Genomic DNA, 14,037 nt, shown 5'->3' on the forward strand with positions numbered 1-14,037 from the left:
ACTGTGACAGCAGTTACCTGAAAAAACGCTGTTTATTTTCTAATAAGGGGTGTGACAAGTCTTTTGTCACAGCTTCATTTGCGAGCATAATGTCTATTTTAAATACCAGGGGGAGCAGCATGAGACAAGGGATTTTGACCGTAGTAGCACAACAAGAAATTGCACCTAATATTTTTGAATTGGTTTTACAGGGTGAATTAGTAAAAACGATGAAAAAACCGGGGCAATTTTTGCATGTTTTGGTACCACAAAAAGATTTATTATTACGCCGACCAATTAGTATCAATCAATTTGACAAGAAAAATTTGACCTGTCATTTGATTTATCGCGTTGAAGGTCAAGGTACAAAAGTTTTCACGCAGTTAGTACCAGGAGATGCGCTTGATTGTTTAGGACCTTTAGGCAATGGCTTTGATATTAGTCTGTTACAAGAAGGTAATACAGCGTATATAATTGGGGGCGGAATTGGAGTACCACCATTGTATGAGTTATCACGCCAATTGGTGCAAAAAGGAGTAAACCCAATTCACTTTTTGGGCTTTGCCAAAAAAGAAGTTGTCTATTATGCTGAAAAATTCCAATCCTTGGGAAAAACCCACATTGCAACAGATGATGGTAGCTTGGGTACTAAGGGTAATGTTTCCCATCTTTTAGCAGAGTATACACATGCACAAACTCCTGCTGCGGTGTTTGCTTGCGGCAATAATGGTATGTTAAAAATGGTCGATGAAAAATATCAAAATCATCCCAACGCGCAAATCTCAATGGAAGCACGAATGGCTTGTGGCGTTGGTGCTTGCTATGGCTGTGTCTGCCACGTTAAAGATGAGCCAAATAAAAGTGTCAAAGTTTGTGATGAAGGACCAATTTTTAAAACGGGGGTAATCGTATTATGACCAATTTATTACACATCCAATTACCAGGCCTTGAGCTTCAAAATCCAATCATGCCAGCTAGTGGTTGTTTTGGCTTTGGTGATGAGTATGGCAAATTTTATGATTTAAATAAATTAGGTGCCATTATGATTAAAGCAACAACCCCTGAAGCGCGTTTTGGTAATGAGACACCCCGGATTGCCGAAACTCCCAGTGGCATGTTAAATGCTATTGGCTTACAAAATCCTGGCCTAGAAGTTGTGCAATCAGAAATTTTACCCAACTTAAACACACGTTATCCAAATTTAAATATTATTGCCAATGTTGCCGGCTCTTGTGAAGAGGATTATGTAGCGGTTTGCAAGGAAATTGGCAACGCGGAAAATGTAAAAGCAATCGAGCTGAATATTTCATGTCCAAATGTCAAACACGGTGGAATTGCTTTTGGAACAGATCCCAAAGTAGCCGCTAGTCTGACAGAAGCGGTAAAAAAAGTGGCCAAAGTGCCTGTTTATGTTAAATTATCTCCCAACGTAACCGACATTGTCCCCATTGCAAGGGCAATTGAAGCAGCCGGTGCTGATGGCTTTACTATGATTAATACCTTACTGGGAATGCGAATTGATTTAAAAACACGTAAACCACTTTTAGCAAACCAAACCGGTGGATTGTCCGGTGCTGCCATTAAACCTGTCGCAATTCGTTTAATTCATCAAGTCTTTCATGCAACCAATATTCCGATTATCGGAATGGGTGGTGTACAAACAGTAGATGATGTACTGGAAATGATGATGGCTGGTGCTAGTGCTGTCGCAGTTGGAACAGCTAATTTTACTGACCCTTATGTTTGTCCTAAATTAATTGATGCACTCCCTAAAAGAATGGCTGAACTAGGTATTAACAGTTTAAGTGAATTAATCCAACAAGTAAGAGAGGAAAAATAAAAAATGAATGAACGTCCAATTATTGCCCTAGATTTTTCAAGTCGGGGAGAAGTTGAATTATTTTTCAAAAAATTCCCAAAAAAAGAACCATTATTTGTTAAAATCGGTATGGAGTTGTTTTACCACGAAGGACCTGAAACAGTTCGTTGGTTAAAAAGAAACGGACATGACGTCTTCTTAGATTTGAAACTCCACGATATTCCCAATACAGTTGAAAAAGCTATGCGCGGATTAGCCGGCCTTGGTGTTGATATTACTTGCGTTCACGCAGCTGGTGGTGTCAAAATGATGGCTGCTGCGATGCGTGGTTTAGAAGAAGGCACCCCCATGGGGAAAAAGCGTCCGAAGCTTTTAGCAATCACACAGCTGACTTCAACGACAGAACAAGAAATGCACGCAGATCAATTAATTGAAGTGCCTTTAGCTCAGAGTGTCATTCATTATGCGCAATGCGCAAAAAAAGCTGGTCTTGATGGTGTTGTTTCTTCTGCGCTAGAAGTTTCTGAAATAAAAGGAGCCACAAGTGACGACTTTATCTGCTTAACGCCAGGTATTCGTCCTACTGGTAGTGAAGTAGGGGATCAAAAACGTGTGGTGACACCTGGCAATGCACGAAAAATCGGATCGAATTATATTGTTGTTGGTCGTCCAATCACTCTGGCTGAAGATCCTTACAAAGCATATACCCAAATTAAAAATGAATGGAATGGTATTGAAAATGACTAGTTTAGAAACCACAATTGCAAAAGATTTGTTAGAAGTAGAAGCTGTATTTTTGAGTCCAAATGAGCCCTTTACATGGGCTAGCGGCATTAAAAGTCCAATTTATTGCGATAATCGTATTACGATTAGTTATCCTAAAGTGCGTAAACAAATCGCCCAAGGATTAGCCGATAAGATTAAAGCGCAGTTTCCTGATGTGCAAGTAATTGCTGGTGCAGCTACAGGTGGCGTACCTCATGCCGCTTGGGTAGCAGATATTTTAGACTTACCAATGGTTTATATCCGTGCCAAGGCTAAAGACCATGGTAAAGGAAAACAAATTGAAGGTCGCATTGAAAAAGGTCAAAAAATGGTAATCATTGAAGATTTAATCTCAACAGGAGGCAGTGTCTTGGGCACTTGTGAGGCAGCTGAAAAAGAGGGTGCTGATGTCTTAGGTGTTGCTGCAATCTTTACTTATGAATTGCCAAAAGGAAAGGAAAACTTTGCGGCAGCGAATGTCCCATTGGTTACGTTAACCAATTATTCAACTTTAATTGAAGTGGCATTGGCTAGTAATTACATCAGCGAAGCAGACCTTGAATTATTAAAAGCTTGGAAAGAAGATCCAGAAAATTGGTTAGCCAAGTAAAATGAAAAAGTTGTGATTCTGGCAAAAGCGAGGATCACAACTTTTTCATTTATTGCATATAAATGATATGCAATCGTGAAGGTTAATAATAAAATCACTCTTTCAAAGTTGTAAACTACAAGGTTGAATTAGACAAAATCTGAAGCTAAAACCGATGAAAGTAGTGGATAAAAATCACTTTATTTTTCTTTGACAGAAAGATTACATAATATTGGCACATCGTGATAGAAATGCGTCATGTTTTTCGTATATTAAGTAAATAAAGGAGGGATAAGATGGGGGACAAGAAAATCGTAACCTTAATTAGAAATCATGATTTTACAGGTTTGGAAAAAATGATTGAAATCTATGGTGAAACCATTATTAAAACAATCCGGGGTGTTTTGTCAGACAACTCTGAGCGTAATCTTTGGTCAGATTGTGAAAATGAGGTTTTTTATACATTATGGAAAAAAATCCCCAACTATGTTGCGGATAAAAGCAGCCTAGCAACCTTTATCATGGTTATAACCCGCAATAAGGCAATTGACTTTAAACGTAAACAACAGTTACAAAACAGGCGACAAACAGACCTCAAGACTGAAAATGTTGCTAGTAATTATCAACAAACTGATAGTCCCTTAGAAAAAGAACAATTTTTAGAATTATTGGATGTTTTAAATGAACAAGATCAGTTGATTTTTTTGCATTATTACTTTTATCAAACAGCACCCATAGAGATAGCCCAGCTTTTAGAAATAAAGACAAGTGCAGTATATAATCATCTATCGCGGGGGAAAATACTGTTGCAAAATGCGTTAAAGGGGGAATTAGCATGAGCTTTAAAGAGATTATTTTTGCAGAAAATGCCAAGTTGCAACCGGGATATTTAAGTACTAGTGCTAAAAAAGATTTATTCAAGCGCAGTAAATATTATATTTTATTTCAAGAGGTCAAAGAAAAATTGCAACCAAATTTAGCTGTCAGCGAAGAAATTATGGGCTATTTGCCTATGACCGTAGAAGGAAATTCTGGTTTTATGAATGCTGGTCCCATGGCAATGGGCTATGCCCGAACTTCACAAGCCAAACAATATGTGAAAACTTTTAATGATACACGGGGCAACCGCCTCCTAATTTTTACCAATACGCGCATGATTTTCCTTACCCTCTTAGATTTTTTTGAAACAGGGGGGTTCTCTAGTTTTCCTTATGACAAAATAAAAGGAATCACAACCAAAAAATGGAGTATGGGCTATTGGGATGAAAAGCGCAAACGACAAACAATAAATTGGTTTTTTCTTGATTTTGCTGCAGACACAAAAATTTTTAATGAAGTTTTGACTGAAAAAGAAATGATATTATTTAAAGAAAATTGGCAAAGAATTGAAAAAATGCGCGCTATTGCCGAGACAGATAAAGTTTTACGTAATCAAAAAATGGATATGCTCTTTAGCAATTTAAGACTTTGGTTCAACTTATTACAAGGTGCAAATGTCTTACTAATCGTCTTGGCTATTTTCCTTATTTTAGCGGTCTTATTCTTATTAGGGTCGAAAAAAACGTTATTTGGTGGTACAATTTCCCCGATTGCTTGGTTTTTGTATTTGCCACAATTAAAAGGATTTGATATGCTATTTAAAATCTTTTGAAATTTGTGAGGTGGAAAAGTGAAACGAAATTTAGATGTTCCTTGGAGTTATACAGGAGAAAATGGTCCAAAATATTGGCATACCTTGTGTGAGTGGTATAAAGAAGGGGCGCAGTTTCCTTACCAATCACCAATTGCCATTGAAACGAGCAAAACTCTAGCAGGAAGTGCAAAACAGCGTCTGACTTTTTCTTATCAAATTGAGAAGTTTACCGAAAAAGAATTTAAAAATACCATTCATTTTGTTCCGTTTGATTGTCAGAGCTATGTTGTCTTTGCAGGGGAAAAGTATGATTTAACGGATATTCATTATCATTTACCTAGTGAGCATATTTTAGATAACCAACAAGCGCCACTAGAGATACATTTGGTACACATGAGAAAAGATGGGACAAATTTAGTTGTAGGCGTATTGTGTGACATCATACCGGGAATTTTGCCAGAAGGTCCACTAAAAAAAGCCCAACGTTGGGATTTAAAAGAGCATATTGAAATTTTCAATCCCGAGTTGTTTTTACCAAAAGAACAACGCTATTTTCATTATGTTGGTTCTCTGACTACCCCACCGACAAAAGGCCCGATTAACTGGTTTGTCTTTAAAGAGCGACATCAAATATCCCGCGCTTTTTTATCTCAATTTCAAGAAGAGATCTTAAAAGGTAATAATCGACCCTTACAAGATAAAAAAGACCGAAAAATCTATTTTTGTGAATAGAAAATGAACGAAGCCACTACTTGAAAATAAAGGGGCTTCGTTCATTTTTTTATTGTTTTTTTAGTCGGGTAGTAATATCTGCTTCTGGAGTAACGTAATAAGTTTTTTGATTTTCGTAAATGACGTACCCGGGTTTTGCGCCATTTGGTTTTTTAATGTATTTGACTTGAACTAGATCGACTGGAACCTGAGCAGAATGACGATATTTAGAAAAGTAGGCAGCTAATTCTGCGGCTTCTAAAATAGTTGCATCAGTCGGCTGGCTGCTTTTGATGATTACATGAGAGCCAGGGATATCTTTGGTATGGAGCCAGTAGTCAGTCTTACGGGCGGTTTTTAAAGTTAGTTGATCATTTTGCAAATTGTTTTTCCCAACTAAAATAGTGGTACCATCACTTGCTGTATATTCGTCAGGTTTAGATTTTGATGCTACTTTTTTACGTTTTGAGTTTTTTTTCAAATAGCCTTGTGCAATTAATTCTTCGCTAATTAGATCCAAATCCATTGGTCCGGCAATTTCGATTTGAGCGAAAACGGATTCCAAATAGGCAATTTCTGCTTTTGCTTCATCGATTTGTTGATAAATTAATTTCACTGCATTTTTCAATTTTTGATAACGGTGAAAATATTTTTGCGCATTTTGACTAGGGGATAGGGCTGGATTTAACTTAATTTCTAGTGGTCGATCTTCATCGTAGTAATTTGCTAAAACGACTTTTTTTTCCCCTTTTGGTACTTCATGCAAAAATGTCGTTAAAAGTTCACCTTTTTGCCGATATTCCTCAGCGTTTTCAGATTCTTTTAGCGTTTGTTGTCGTTTTTTCAACTTGGTCTGATTGCGGGCCAACTCATTTTCTACTTTTTTAAGCAGTTGTCCCCCTTGTTGTTTGACCCGATCGCGTTCAGCTTTATCGCCATAAAAAGCATCTAACAAGATATTGAAATTTGGATATGTCGTAGCGCTAACCGTTGTTTTAGCTAAAGATTGAAAAGCAATTGGTGTAAAAAATTCTTTTGTTTGTGTAACAGTTAAAGTAGGGCGTCCAGGATTGAGACTTTCAAAAAATGCACGCCAAGTCAGTACTTTTTTATTTTCATTTTTATTTAGACGAAAGGCCAGTTCTTGTGCTGTATCAAAACCTAGCCCTTGGAATGTCTGTTGAAGCGCCTTGGCTGTAATTTCGGGTAATTGCGAGAGTGCATCAAAAAGCGTAACGTATGTAACCGTAAAAGGATTTAGCAGTGCTTGTTTAGGTGGTGCGACATAAATGGCACCAGGTAAAATGGAACGGTAAGTATTCTGACTGCTACCAATATGTTTTATCGCATCTAAAATTTTGCCGTTTGCTTCGTTTAACAATAAAATGGTACTGTGGCGACCCATTAATTCCACTACTAAAACAATATTTTGCAAATCCCCCAATTCATCTCGTTTATTGAAAGTAAAATGGATCACGCGATCATTTTCAATCTGCGAAATGCCTGTTAAAATTGCGCCATCTAAGTATTTTCGTAACATCATAACAAAATTAGGCGGTGTCTCAGGATTTTGATAGGCGATATCGGTTAATTGTACTCGAGCGTAACTCGGGTGCGCAGATAGTAGTAATTTATGGTTTTTTCCTTGGGAGCGAATAACCAAAATAATTTCATTTTGATAAGGTTGGTGAATTTTAGAAATGCGTCCACCAACTAATAAGTCAGTTAATTCATTGGTAATTAAATGGGTAAAAACACCATCAAAAGACATTGTGTAACCTTCTTTCATGACAGAATAACTACATTATAGCAGATAAAAGCCAGATTCTTTGTGATCGAATCTGGCTTTTCATCGTTGTTGAAAATTAAAGGGTGTCATTTATTTATTTTTGTTAAGCTTTTCCATCGTTTCTTCGTTATCCAAAGCATCTTGGATTTCACGGTGCAAGAAATAAGAGATTACCGTTCGAATAACAACGACTGCTGCAAGGCGCAAAATATCAGCTGAAGTAGGATTAATAATCGACTCAATAATATCGGCAGCAATTAATATCTCCAGGCTCAACAAGACATAACTACCCAGAAAGTTACGGATAAAATTATTGTGACGCGCCGCCTCAACATGATTGGCGTGGGAACACTCTGATTTAATGAAATCATAGCCTGCGATAATCACACCCCACACCAATACTAAAATAGATAAAAAATTAAGAAAGACGATAATGATATCAAATAAAGGCATCGCCAGGTGCATAATAGTATGACCAAGATCTTCCACTGGTGGTCCTCCTAAAGTTATTTTAACTCTTGTTCTTATGATAGCGAATATTTAAAGAATTGCCAACTATCTTGACGATTCCAAACAATGATTGCTACTATAAAGATAGCGATAAAACACGTTACAGTCTAAATGCACATTTTACTAAGGTCATAAATAGGGGCTTACATTTCTTACTGTGTTTCTTGTCATGGTAGAAATCCGGCTAACGTATACTTAATTAGAACTTATAAGCAGTGAATGAATTTCACAAGAAAACGAACAACCCTACTTAAAAAGCTACTTTTGTGGTGCTATCTGTTATAAAAAGCACATCTTTCATAAAGATTACTCGATTTTTCTTATTAATTTATTAGGAGCCAGACAATGAAGATCATTCAAAATTTTTTTGTCAGCGTAAAAGCTGGTTTTAGACAAATATGGCAAGATTTTGCCAGTTGGGCCGAAGAAAATCAACGTAAAGCACTTTTAACAGTCTTAGGTCTGTTGATTGGTGTCACACTTTTTTCTGCAACTATGGTGGTGGCTGTCGCCCACATTCGACAATCTGAATATGTAGAATTAATTCATCCTACTATTAAAAGTAATAAAATCAAGTCCTTTGACTACGGAAGTGAAGACCAGGAAATAAAGTCGGCTAACGCAATTTCTGTTATGTTTGCACCACCATATGGGCAAGAATTAAACCACGTGTTGAATACGTTAAATGGTGAAAAGAAAGAAGAGTTAAACCGGACTTTTTATTATTATCCTTTAGTGTATGACACACAAAATCTAGCTCAAAAATACAAAGTTAACCCTAGTAAAGTAACCTTTATCTTCTTTGAAAAAGGGGTGGAAAAAAACCGCTTTGAAGTAAGTGAGCTGACAAATTACGACGAAGAATTTATTCCAGAATTAAATCGACTGCCGATGTGGAATATTAAAGACTTGGATGATTGATTTTACTAAATTTTCTGAAAAATTAAAATTAGTATTGACGCTTGAAAAATTCTACGGTATTCTTAACTACAACAAAAACAAAACGAGGTGAGCCATCATGAAACTATTTACTACAACCAAAGGAAATTTATTTGCATGGCAATTTTGGCGTAGATAGTTGTATTGATGGATTTTTCCATAGATACAACTTTTTAGAGAACTCTAAAACTTGTATCTATGCTGGTAATATTGAGATGATTCCGCATAGAGACAATCTCTATGCGGATTTTGTTTACAAAAGCAATTTCCGCGGGTAGAGGAAATTGCTTTTTTTCATCTCAAAACATATCTTAGGAGGAAATAATGATGAAAAACAAAGGGTTAATGTACACAGTGATTGCATTGGGAATTATCTTAGTTGGATTTTTAGGTTTTCAATTACTTCATAATTCAAAGGATAACAAAGAACAAACAGTAAATGATAAAGAAAAAGTCCTTACTGTCGGTGTTTTACAATTTGTGAGCCATCCAGCTTTAGATCAAATCTATGAGGGCGTGAAAGAAGGTTTGAAAGAAGCCGGCTATGAGGAAGGTAAAAATTTGAAAATTAATTTTCAAAATGGCCAAGCTGATCAAAGTAAATTAGATACCATGAGCAAACAGCTAGTTAGTGATCAAGCAGATGTTTTAATTGGGATTGCAACACCTGCCGCACAAGCTTTAGCAAACGCTACAACAACCATTCCTATCGTATTAGGCGCGGTTACTGATCCTAAAGGGGCTGGTTTAGTGGAAAGTAACGAAAAACCAGGGGGAAATATTACCGGCGTTTCTGATCAGCCGCCAGTTGCCTCAATTATTGAATTAGCCCATAAGCTTTTACCAGCAGGCAAAAAAGTAGGTCTTTTGTACTCTTCTTCTGAAATGAATTCAAAATTTCAAACAGGTCAAGCAGAAACGGCTGCTAAAAAACTTGGCTTAACTGTCGAACGTAAAGCTGTAACTTCAACAAATGAAGTCGCACAAGCTGTACAAGTATTGTCACAGTCTGTTGATTTTATCTTTATTCCTAATGACAATACCGTCGCCAACGCCATGGAGACAGTGACGCAAGAAGCTGATAAAAACAATATTCCCGTTTTTCCGTCAGTAGATACGATGGTAGAACAAGGTGGATTAGCGACAATCGGAATTAATCAAAAAGAGTTAGGTGTTAAAACAGGGGAAATGGCGGCGGCAATTCTAGCGGGCAAATCAAAACCACAAGATACAGCCGTGTACACCTTCACTAAAGGTGATACTATTATTAATGAAGATCAATTGGCAAAATTTAATCTGACTTTACCTGCAGATTTAAAAGATACTGCAAAACTAGTACAAACAGCTAAAGGAGATAACTAATAAAATGATCGTTTCAACAATTGGGCAAGGACTGTTATGGTCCTTGCTGGGAATTGGGATTTATTTAACTTATCGTATTTTAAATTTTCCTGATATGACAACAGAGGGAACGTTCCCTTTAGGTGGCGCTGTGTGCGTGACTGCAATTACCAGTGGAATTCATCCTATCTTGGCAACGTTTTTAGGTGTTTTAGCTGGGATGGCAGCTGGCTTTGTTACCGGAATTTTATTTACCAAAGGGAAAATACCGGTGATTTTAGCTGGGATTTTAGTTATGGCAGGGTTGAATTCAGTTATTTTATTTGTCATGCAAAGTCCCAACAAAGGGTTAAGTAATTTTCCTAGGATTCAAACTTTTTTTACTAATTTAAACCTACCTAATTATTTTGACATCGTCATTTTAGGCTTGCTTGCAGTTATTATTACAATAATTTTAGTCCTTTTTTTCATTAATACTGACTTAGGCCAAGCCTATATTGCTACTGGCGATAATGAAGTAATGGCCCGTTCATTAGGAATTAAAACCGATCGCATGAAGATTTTAGGGTTAACAATTTCTAATGGCGTAATTGCATTATCCGGAGCACTTATTTCGCAAAATGACGGGTATGCTGATGTTTCAAAGGGGACTGGGGTAATCGTTATCGGTCTGGCTTCAATTATAATTGGAGAAGTGTTATTTGGTGAATTAGCCTTTGCTGAACGGTTGATTGCAGTGGTAGTGGGCAGTATTATTTATCAAGCAATTATCACCTTAATTATTTACCTAGGCTTTGATACAACGTATTTGAAAATTTTCTCTTCTACAATCTTAGCGATTTGTTTAATGATTCCAACCCTGAAAGAAAAATTGAATTTAAAAACTGGATTGGAAAAGGAGGCATAGCCTGTGAGCGTATTAACGATAAAAAATGCTGTTAAAAAAATTAAAAATGGTGTTGCTGACGAGCGGACGATTTTAAATCATGTCAGTTTAACTTTAAATCCTGGTGATTTTGTCACAATCGTTGGTGGCAATGGGGCAGGAAAAAGTACGTTATTTAATACGGTTACTGGAACACTGCCTTTAACGAGTGGCCAAGTTTTTTTAGATGGTGAAAATGTTACTAATTTTGGTGAAGAAAAACGAGCAAAATATTTGGGACGGGTCTTTCAAGATCCTAAAATGGGCACAGCCCCGCGGATGACAGTGGCAGAAAATTTACTTTTAGCCGAGCGCAGAGGACAAAAACGGCGCCTGCGTCCCAGAAATTTAAACGAACGCAAAGAAGATTTCAAACTACTTTGCGCCAAGGTAGGTAATGGCTTAGAAGAACAGCTTGATACGCCTACGGGCCATTTATCTGGTGGACAAAGACAGGCTTTAAGCTTGTTGATGGCCACCATTGAAAGACCTGAACTTTTATTATTAGATGAACATACCGCAGCACTTGATCCGAAAACATCAAAAAATATTATGGCACTGACGAATGATTTGGTGACAGAAAATCATTTAACGTGTATGATGATTACCCATCAAATGGAAGATGCTTTAAAATATGGGAATCGCTTGTTACTTTTGAAAAAAGGAGAAATAGCAAAAGATTTAAATCAAGCAGAAAAAGGGCAACTTACATTGACTGATTTACTGCTCTTTTTCGAAGAAGATTTGTAAAAACTGATGAAAGAAACAATAGTTCTTACAAAAACTAGTTGACAGACCTAAAAAATCAATCTATACTTAACACCATCTTAATCAGTTCGGAGGACTTTTTTATGTTACAAAAAAGCAAACCACAACTGAATAATTATTACTTTAGCTATTTTAGATAGTTTGTATTCATGAAAACATGGATACAAACCAAAGCAGTTTGTATCTATGATGGCTAGGGGATTTTGGAATGACTTTAAAGCCACGTAGATCAAGAATCTATAGTGGCTATTTTTATACCATCGAAAAATGTATTTTTCGTGTCAGGTGTTCACTGTAGATTGTTGTATCTTAGGTGGGCACTTTTTTTGTACCCATAGGCTTTAAAAATTTAAGGAGTGAAAAAAATGGAAATAACTGGTTATACCCGTTTGGCAGGTCTTATTGCTAAACCAGCAAAGCATAGCATTTCACCATTAATGCACAACACCGCTTTTAAAGCCAATAATATTGATGCAGTTTATTTGTCTTTTGAGGTTGAAAAGCCACAATTACCCGCTGTAATCAAAAGTATTACGGCACTGAATATGATTGGTGCAAATGTTTCAATGCCCTATAAAATGGCCGTCATTCCTTATTTGGATGAATTAAGTGAGGCAGCCAAATTAATTGGTGCAGTTAATACAATTGTTCCTTCAGGTAATGGGCTAGTAGGACACAATACCGATGGAAATGGTTTTATGCGTAGCCTAGCAGATATCAATGTGGACATTATCAAAAAAGAAATGACCATTATTGGTGCAGGTGGGGCAGCGACAGCCATTTGTGTACAAGCTGCCTTAGATGGGGTCAAAAAAATTAATGTTTTTAATCGCCAGGATGATTTTTTTGCGACAAGTCAGGCAAAGCTAGAGACAATAGCGCAAAAAACACAATGTACGATTACTTTACGTGATTTGGCAGATACAAAAGCAGTAAATACTGCGATTTACCACAGTCATTTATTAGTAAATGCTACTGCTGTCGGCATGAAACCAAATGAAGATCAGACTGCACTTTCTGATTTTAGTGCCTTTCACGAAAATTTAGCCGTCTATGACGTCATTTATAACCCAAGGGAAACAAAATTATTACAAATTGCAAAAGAAAAAGGCTTAAAAACAGCTAATGGCTTAGGTATGTTACTGTATCAAGGTGCCTATGCATTTGAATTATGGACCGGTAAAAAAATGCCGTTAGAAATTGTTAAACCACTAGTAGAAAACAGTTAAAAGGAGCAGATAAAATGATTGTAATTATGAAGCAAGGTGCCACGAAAGAACAAGTAGAATTAGTTGTTAAAAGAATTAAAAAAGAAGGACTTGATGTAAATATCGATCAAGGAACTGAACATATTGTAATTGGCTTAAAAGGCGATGTTAGAGGGATGCAAGATGTGCCTTTTAATACTTACGAAGGTGTCGAAAAGACACTAAAAATTTCCAACACCTACAAATTAACCTCTCGGGAATTCCACCCAGGAGATACTGTTGTTGATGTAGATGGTGTTAAAATTGGTGATGGAAGTTTTGTGACAATGGCTGGACCTTGTTCCATTGAAGGCTTAGAGCAAATTCGAGAATGTGCCAAAATTGCGAAAGCTGGCGGTGCACAAATTTTACGAGGCGGCGCTTTTAAACCCCGAACTTCACCTTATGCTTTTCAAGGTTTAGAAGAAGAAGGGCTAAAATATATTCGCCAAGCGGCTGATGAATTTGACATGAAAGTTATCACCGAAGTCATGGATGAAGGCCATATTGAGATGGTGGCTGAATACAGCGACATTTTACAAATTGGCGCGCGTAATATGCAAAACTACAAATTATTGCAAGCTGTCGGTAAAACTGGCAAACCAATCGGCTTAAAACGCGGTATCGCAGGAACAATTGATGAATGGTTAAATGCGGCAGAATACATTGCGGTTCAAGATAAATCTCCTGTAATTTTTATTGAGCGCGGAATTCGCACTTACGAAACTGCCACCCGGAACACTTTTGACTTGTCTGCTGTTCCTTTGATTAAAAAACTAAGCCACTTTCCAATTATTGTTGATCCAAGCCATGGTACTGGCGTTTGGGATTTGGTTACACCAATGGCTAGAGCAGGTGTGGCAGCAGGAGCTGATGGCATGATCGTTGAAATTCATCCTGATCCAAAGAACGCTTGGTCTGATGGACAACAATCATTAAATGAAGAAAACTACATGAAGATGATGCAAGAAGTTGCTATTTTAAATGCTGCGATGGAAAAAATTAAAGAAATCGAGGGCTAG

At 37.0% G+C, this 14,037-nt stretch carries 15 protein-coding genes; 13 read left to right on the top strand and 2 right to left on the bottom strand.

The features are described from left to right. Window positions 1-119 precede the first annotated feature (119 nt). From K4422_RS09595 to K4422_RS09625, 7 genes are all read left to right on the top strand, one after another. Window positions 120-896, top strand: a complete 777-nt coding sequence (locus tag K4422_RS09595) for a dihydroorotate dehydrogenase electron transfer subunit (protein WP_230710879.1) — start codon at window positions 120-122, stop codon at window positions 894-896. Beyond that, on the top strand, window positions 893-1,819 hold the full coding sequence (locus tag K4422_RS09600; RefSeq protein WP_230710881.1) for a dihydroorotate dehydrogenase: 927 nt from the start codon (window positions 893-895) through the stop codon (window positions 1,817-1,819). Before K4422_RS09595 ends, K4422_RS09600 begins: the two co-directional genes overlap by 4 nt. Before the next feature lie 3 nt (window positions 1,820-1,822). Further along, window positions 1,823-2,545, top strand: coding sequence for an orotidine-5'-phosphate decarboxylase (gene pyrF / locus K4422_RS09605; RefSeq protein WP_206902811.1), 723 nt, complete (start codon window positions 1,823-1,825; stop codon window positions 2,543-2,545). Next, complete coding sequence (gene pyrE / locus K4422_RS09610) at window positions 2,538-3,173, top strand: orotate phosphoribosyltransferase (RefSeq protein ID WP_230711003.1); 636 nt, start codon at window positions 2,538-2,540, stop codon at window positions 3,171-3,173. The genes pyrF and pyrE overlap by 8 nt, the downstream gene beginning before the upstream one ends. Before the next feature lie 275 nt (window positions 3,174-3,448). Continuing rightward, the gene (locus K4422_RS09615) at window positions 3,449-3,991 is read left to right on the top strand and encodes an RNA polymerase sigma factor (RefSeq protein ID WP_230710886.1); all 543 of its coding nucleotides are present in this window, start codon (window positions 3,449-3,451) and stop codon (window positions 3,989-3,991) included. Next, the gene (locus tag K4422_RS09620; RefSeq protein ID WP_230710888.1) at window positions 3,988-4,803 is read left to right on the top strand and encodes a PH domain-containing protein; all 816 of its coding nucleotides are present in this window, start codon (window positions 3,988-3,990) and stop codon (window positions 4,801-4,803) included. The genes K4422_RS09615 and K4422_RS09620 overlap by 4 nt, the downstream gene beginning before the upstream one ends. A gap of 18 nt (window positions 4,804-4,821) precedes the next feature. Then, a complete protein-coding gene (locus K4422_RS09625; RefSeq protein WP_230710896.1) occupies window positions 4,822-5,517 on the top strand; it encodes a carbonic anhydrase family protein in 696 nt (231 codons plus the stop codon). 49 nt (window positions 5,518-5,566) lie between these two features. On the opposite strand, the gene efbA is transcribed toward K4422_RS09625, so the two are convergent. After that, window positions 5,567-7,267, bottom strand: a complete 1,701-nt coding sequence (efbA, locus tag K4422_RS09630) for a fibronectin-binding protein EfbA (RefSeq protein ID WP_230711008.1) — start codon at window positions 7,265-7,267, stop codon at window positions 5,567-5,569. 108 nt (window positions 7,268-7,375) lie between these two features. After that, window positions 7,376-7,774, bottom strand: a complete 399-nt coding sequence (locus tag K4422_RS09635) for a DUF1622 domain-containing protein (RefSeq protein ID WP_206902815.1) — start codon at window positions 7,772-7,774, stop codon at window positions 7,376-7,378. 366 nt (window positions 7,775-8,140) lie between these two features. On the opposite strand from K4422_RS09635, the gene K4422_RS09640 reads away from it, so the two are divergent. The 6 genes from K4422_RS09640 (at window position 8,141) to aroF (ending at window position 14,037) form a co-directional block, all read left to right on the top strand. Continuing rightward, complete coding sequence (locus tag K4422_RS09640) at window positions 8,141-8,716, top strand: hypothetical protein (protein ID WP_206902816.1); 576 nt, start codon at window positions 8,141-8,143, stop codon at window positions 8,714-8,716. Window positions 8,717-9,061: 345 nt separating this feature from the next. After that, entirely contained in the window at window positions 9,062-10,096 is a 1,035-nt protein-coding gene (gene trpX, locus K4422_RS09645; protein ID WP_230711010.1) for a tryptophan ABC transporter substrate-binding protein, read from the top strand. A gap of 4 nt (window positions 10,097-10,100) precedes the next feature. Further along, window positions 10,101-10,982, top strand: coding sequence for an ABC transporter permease (locus K4422_RS09650; RefSeq protein ID WP_230710898.1), 882 nt, complete (start codon window positions 10,101-10,103; stop codon window positions 10,980-10,982). Between the two features lie 3 nt (window positions 10,983-10,985). Further along, window positions 10,986-11,750: an ABC transporter ATP-binding protein gene (locus K4422_RS09655; protein WP_230710900.1), complete on the top strand. Its 765-nt coding sequence runs from the start codon at window positions 10,986-10,988 to the stop codon at window positions 11,748-11,750. Window positions 11,751-12,133: 383 nt separating this feature from the next. Beyond that, a complete protein-coding gene (gene aroE, locus K4422_RS09660) occupies window positions 12,134-12,997 on the top strand; it encodes a shikimate dehydrogenase (RefSeq protein WP_230710902.1) in 864 nt (287 codons plus the stop codon). A 14-nt stretch (window positions 12,998-13,011) separates the two neighbouring features. Continuing rightward, window positions 13,012-14,037: a 3-deoxy-7-phosphoheptulonate synthase gene (gene aroF, locus K4422_RS09665; RefSeq protein ID WP_230710904.1), complete on the top strand. Its 1,026-nt coding sequence runs from the start codon at window positions 13,012-13,014 to the stop codon at window positions 14,035-14,037.

Source organism: Enterococcus sp. SMC-9 (genome assembly GCF_021011285.1).
GTDB classification, from domain to species: Bacteria; Bacillota; Bacilli; order Lactobacillales; family Enterococcaceae; genus Enterococcus_C; species Enterococcus_C montenegrensis.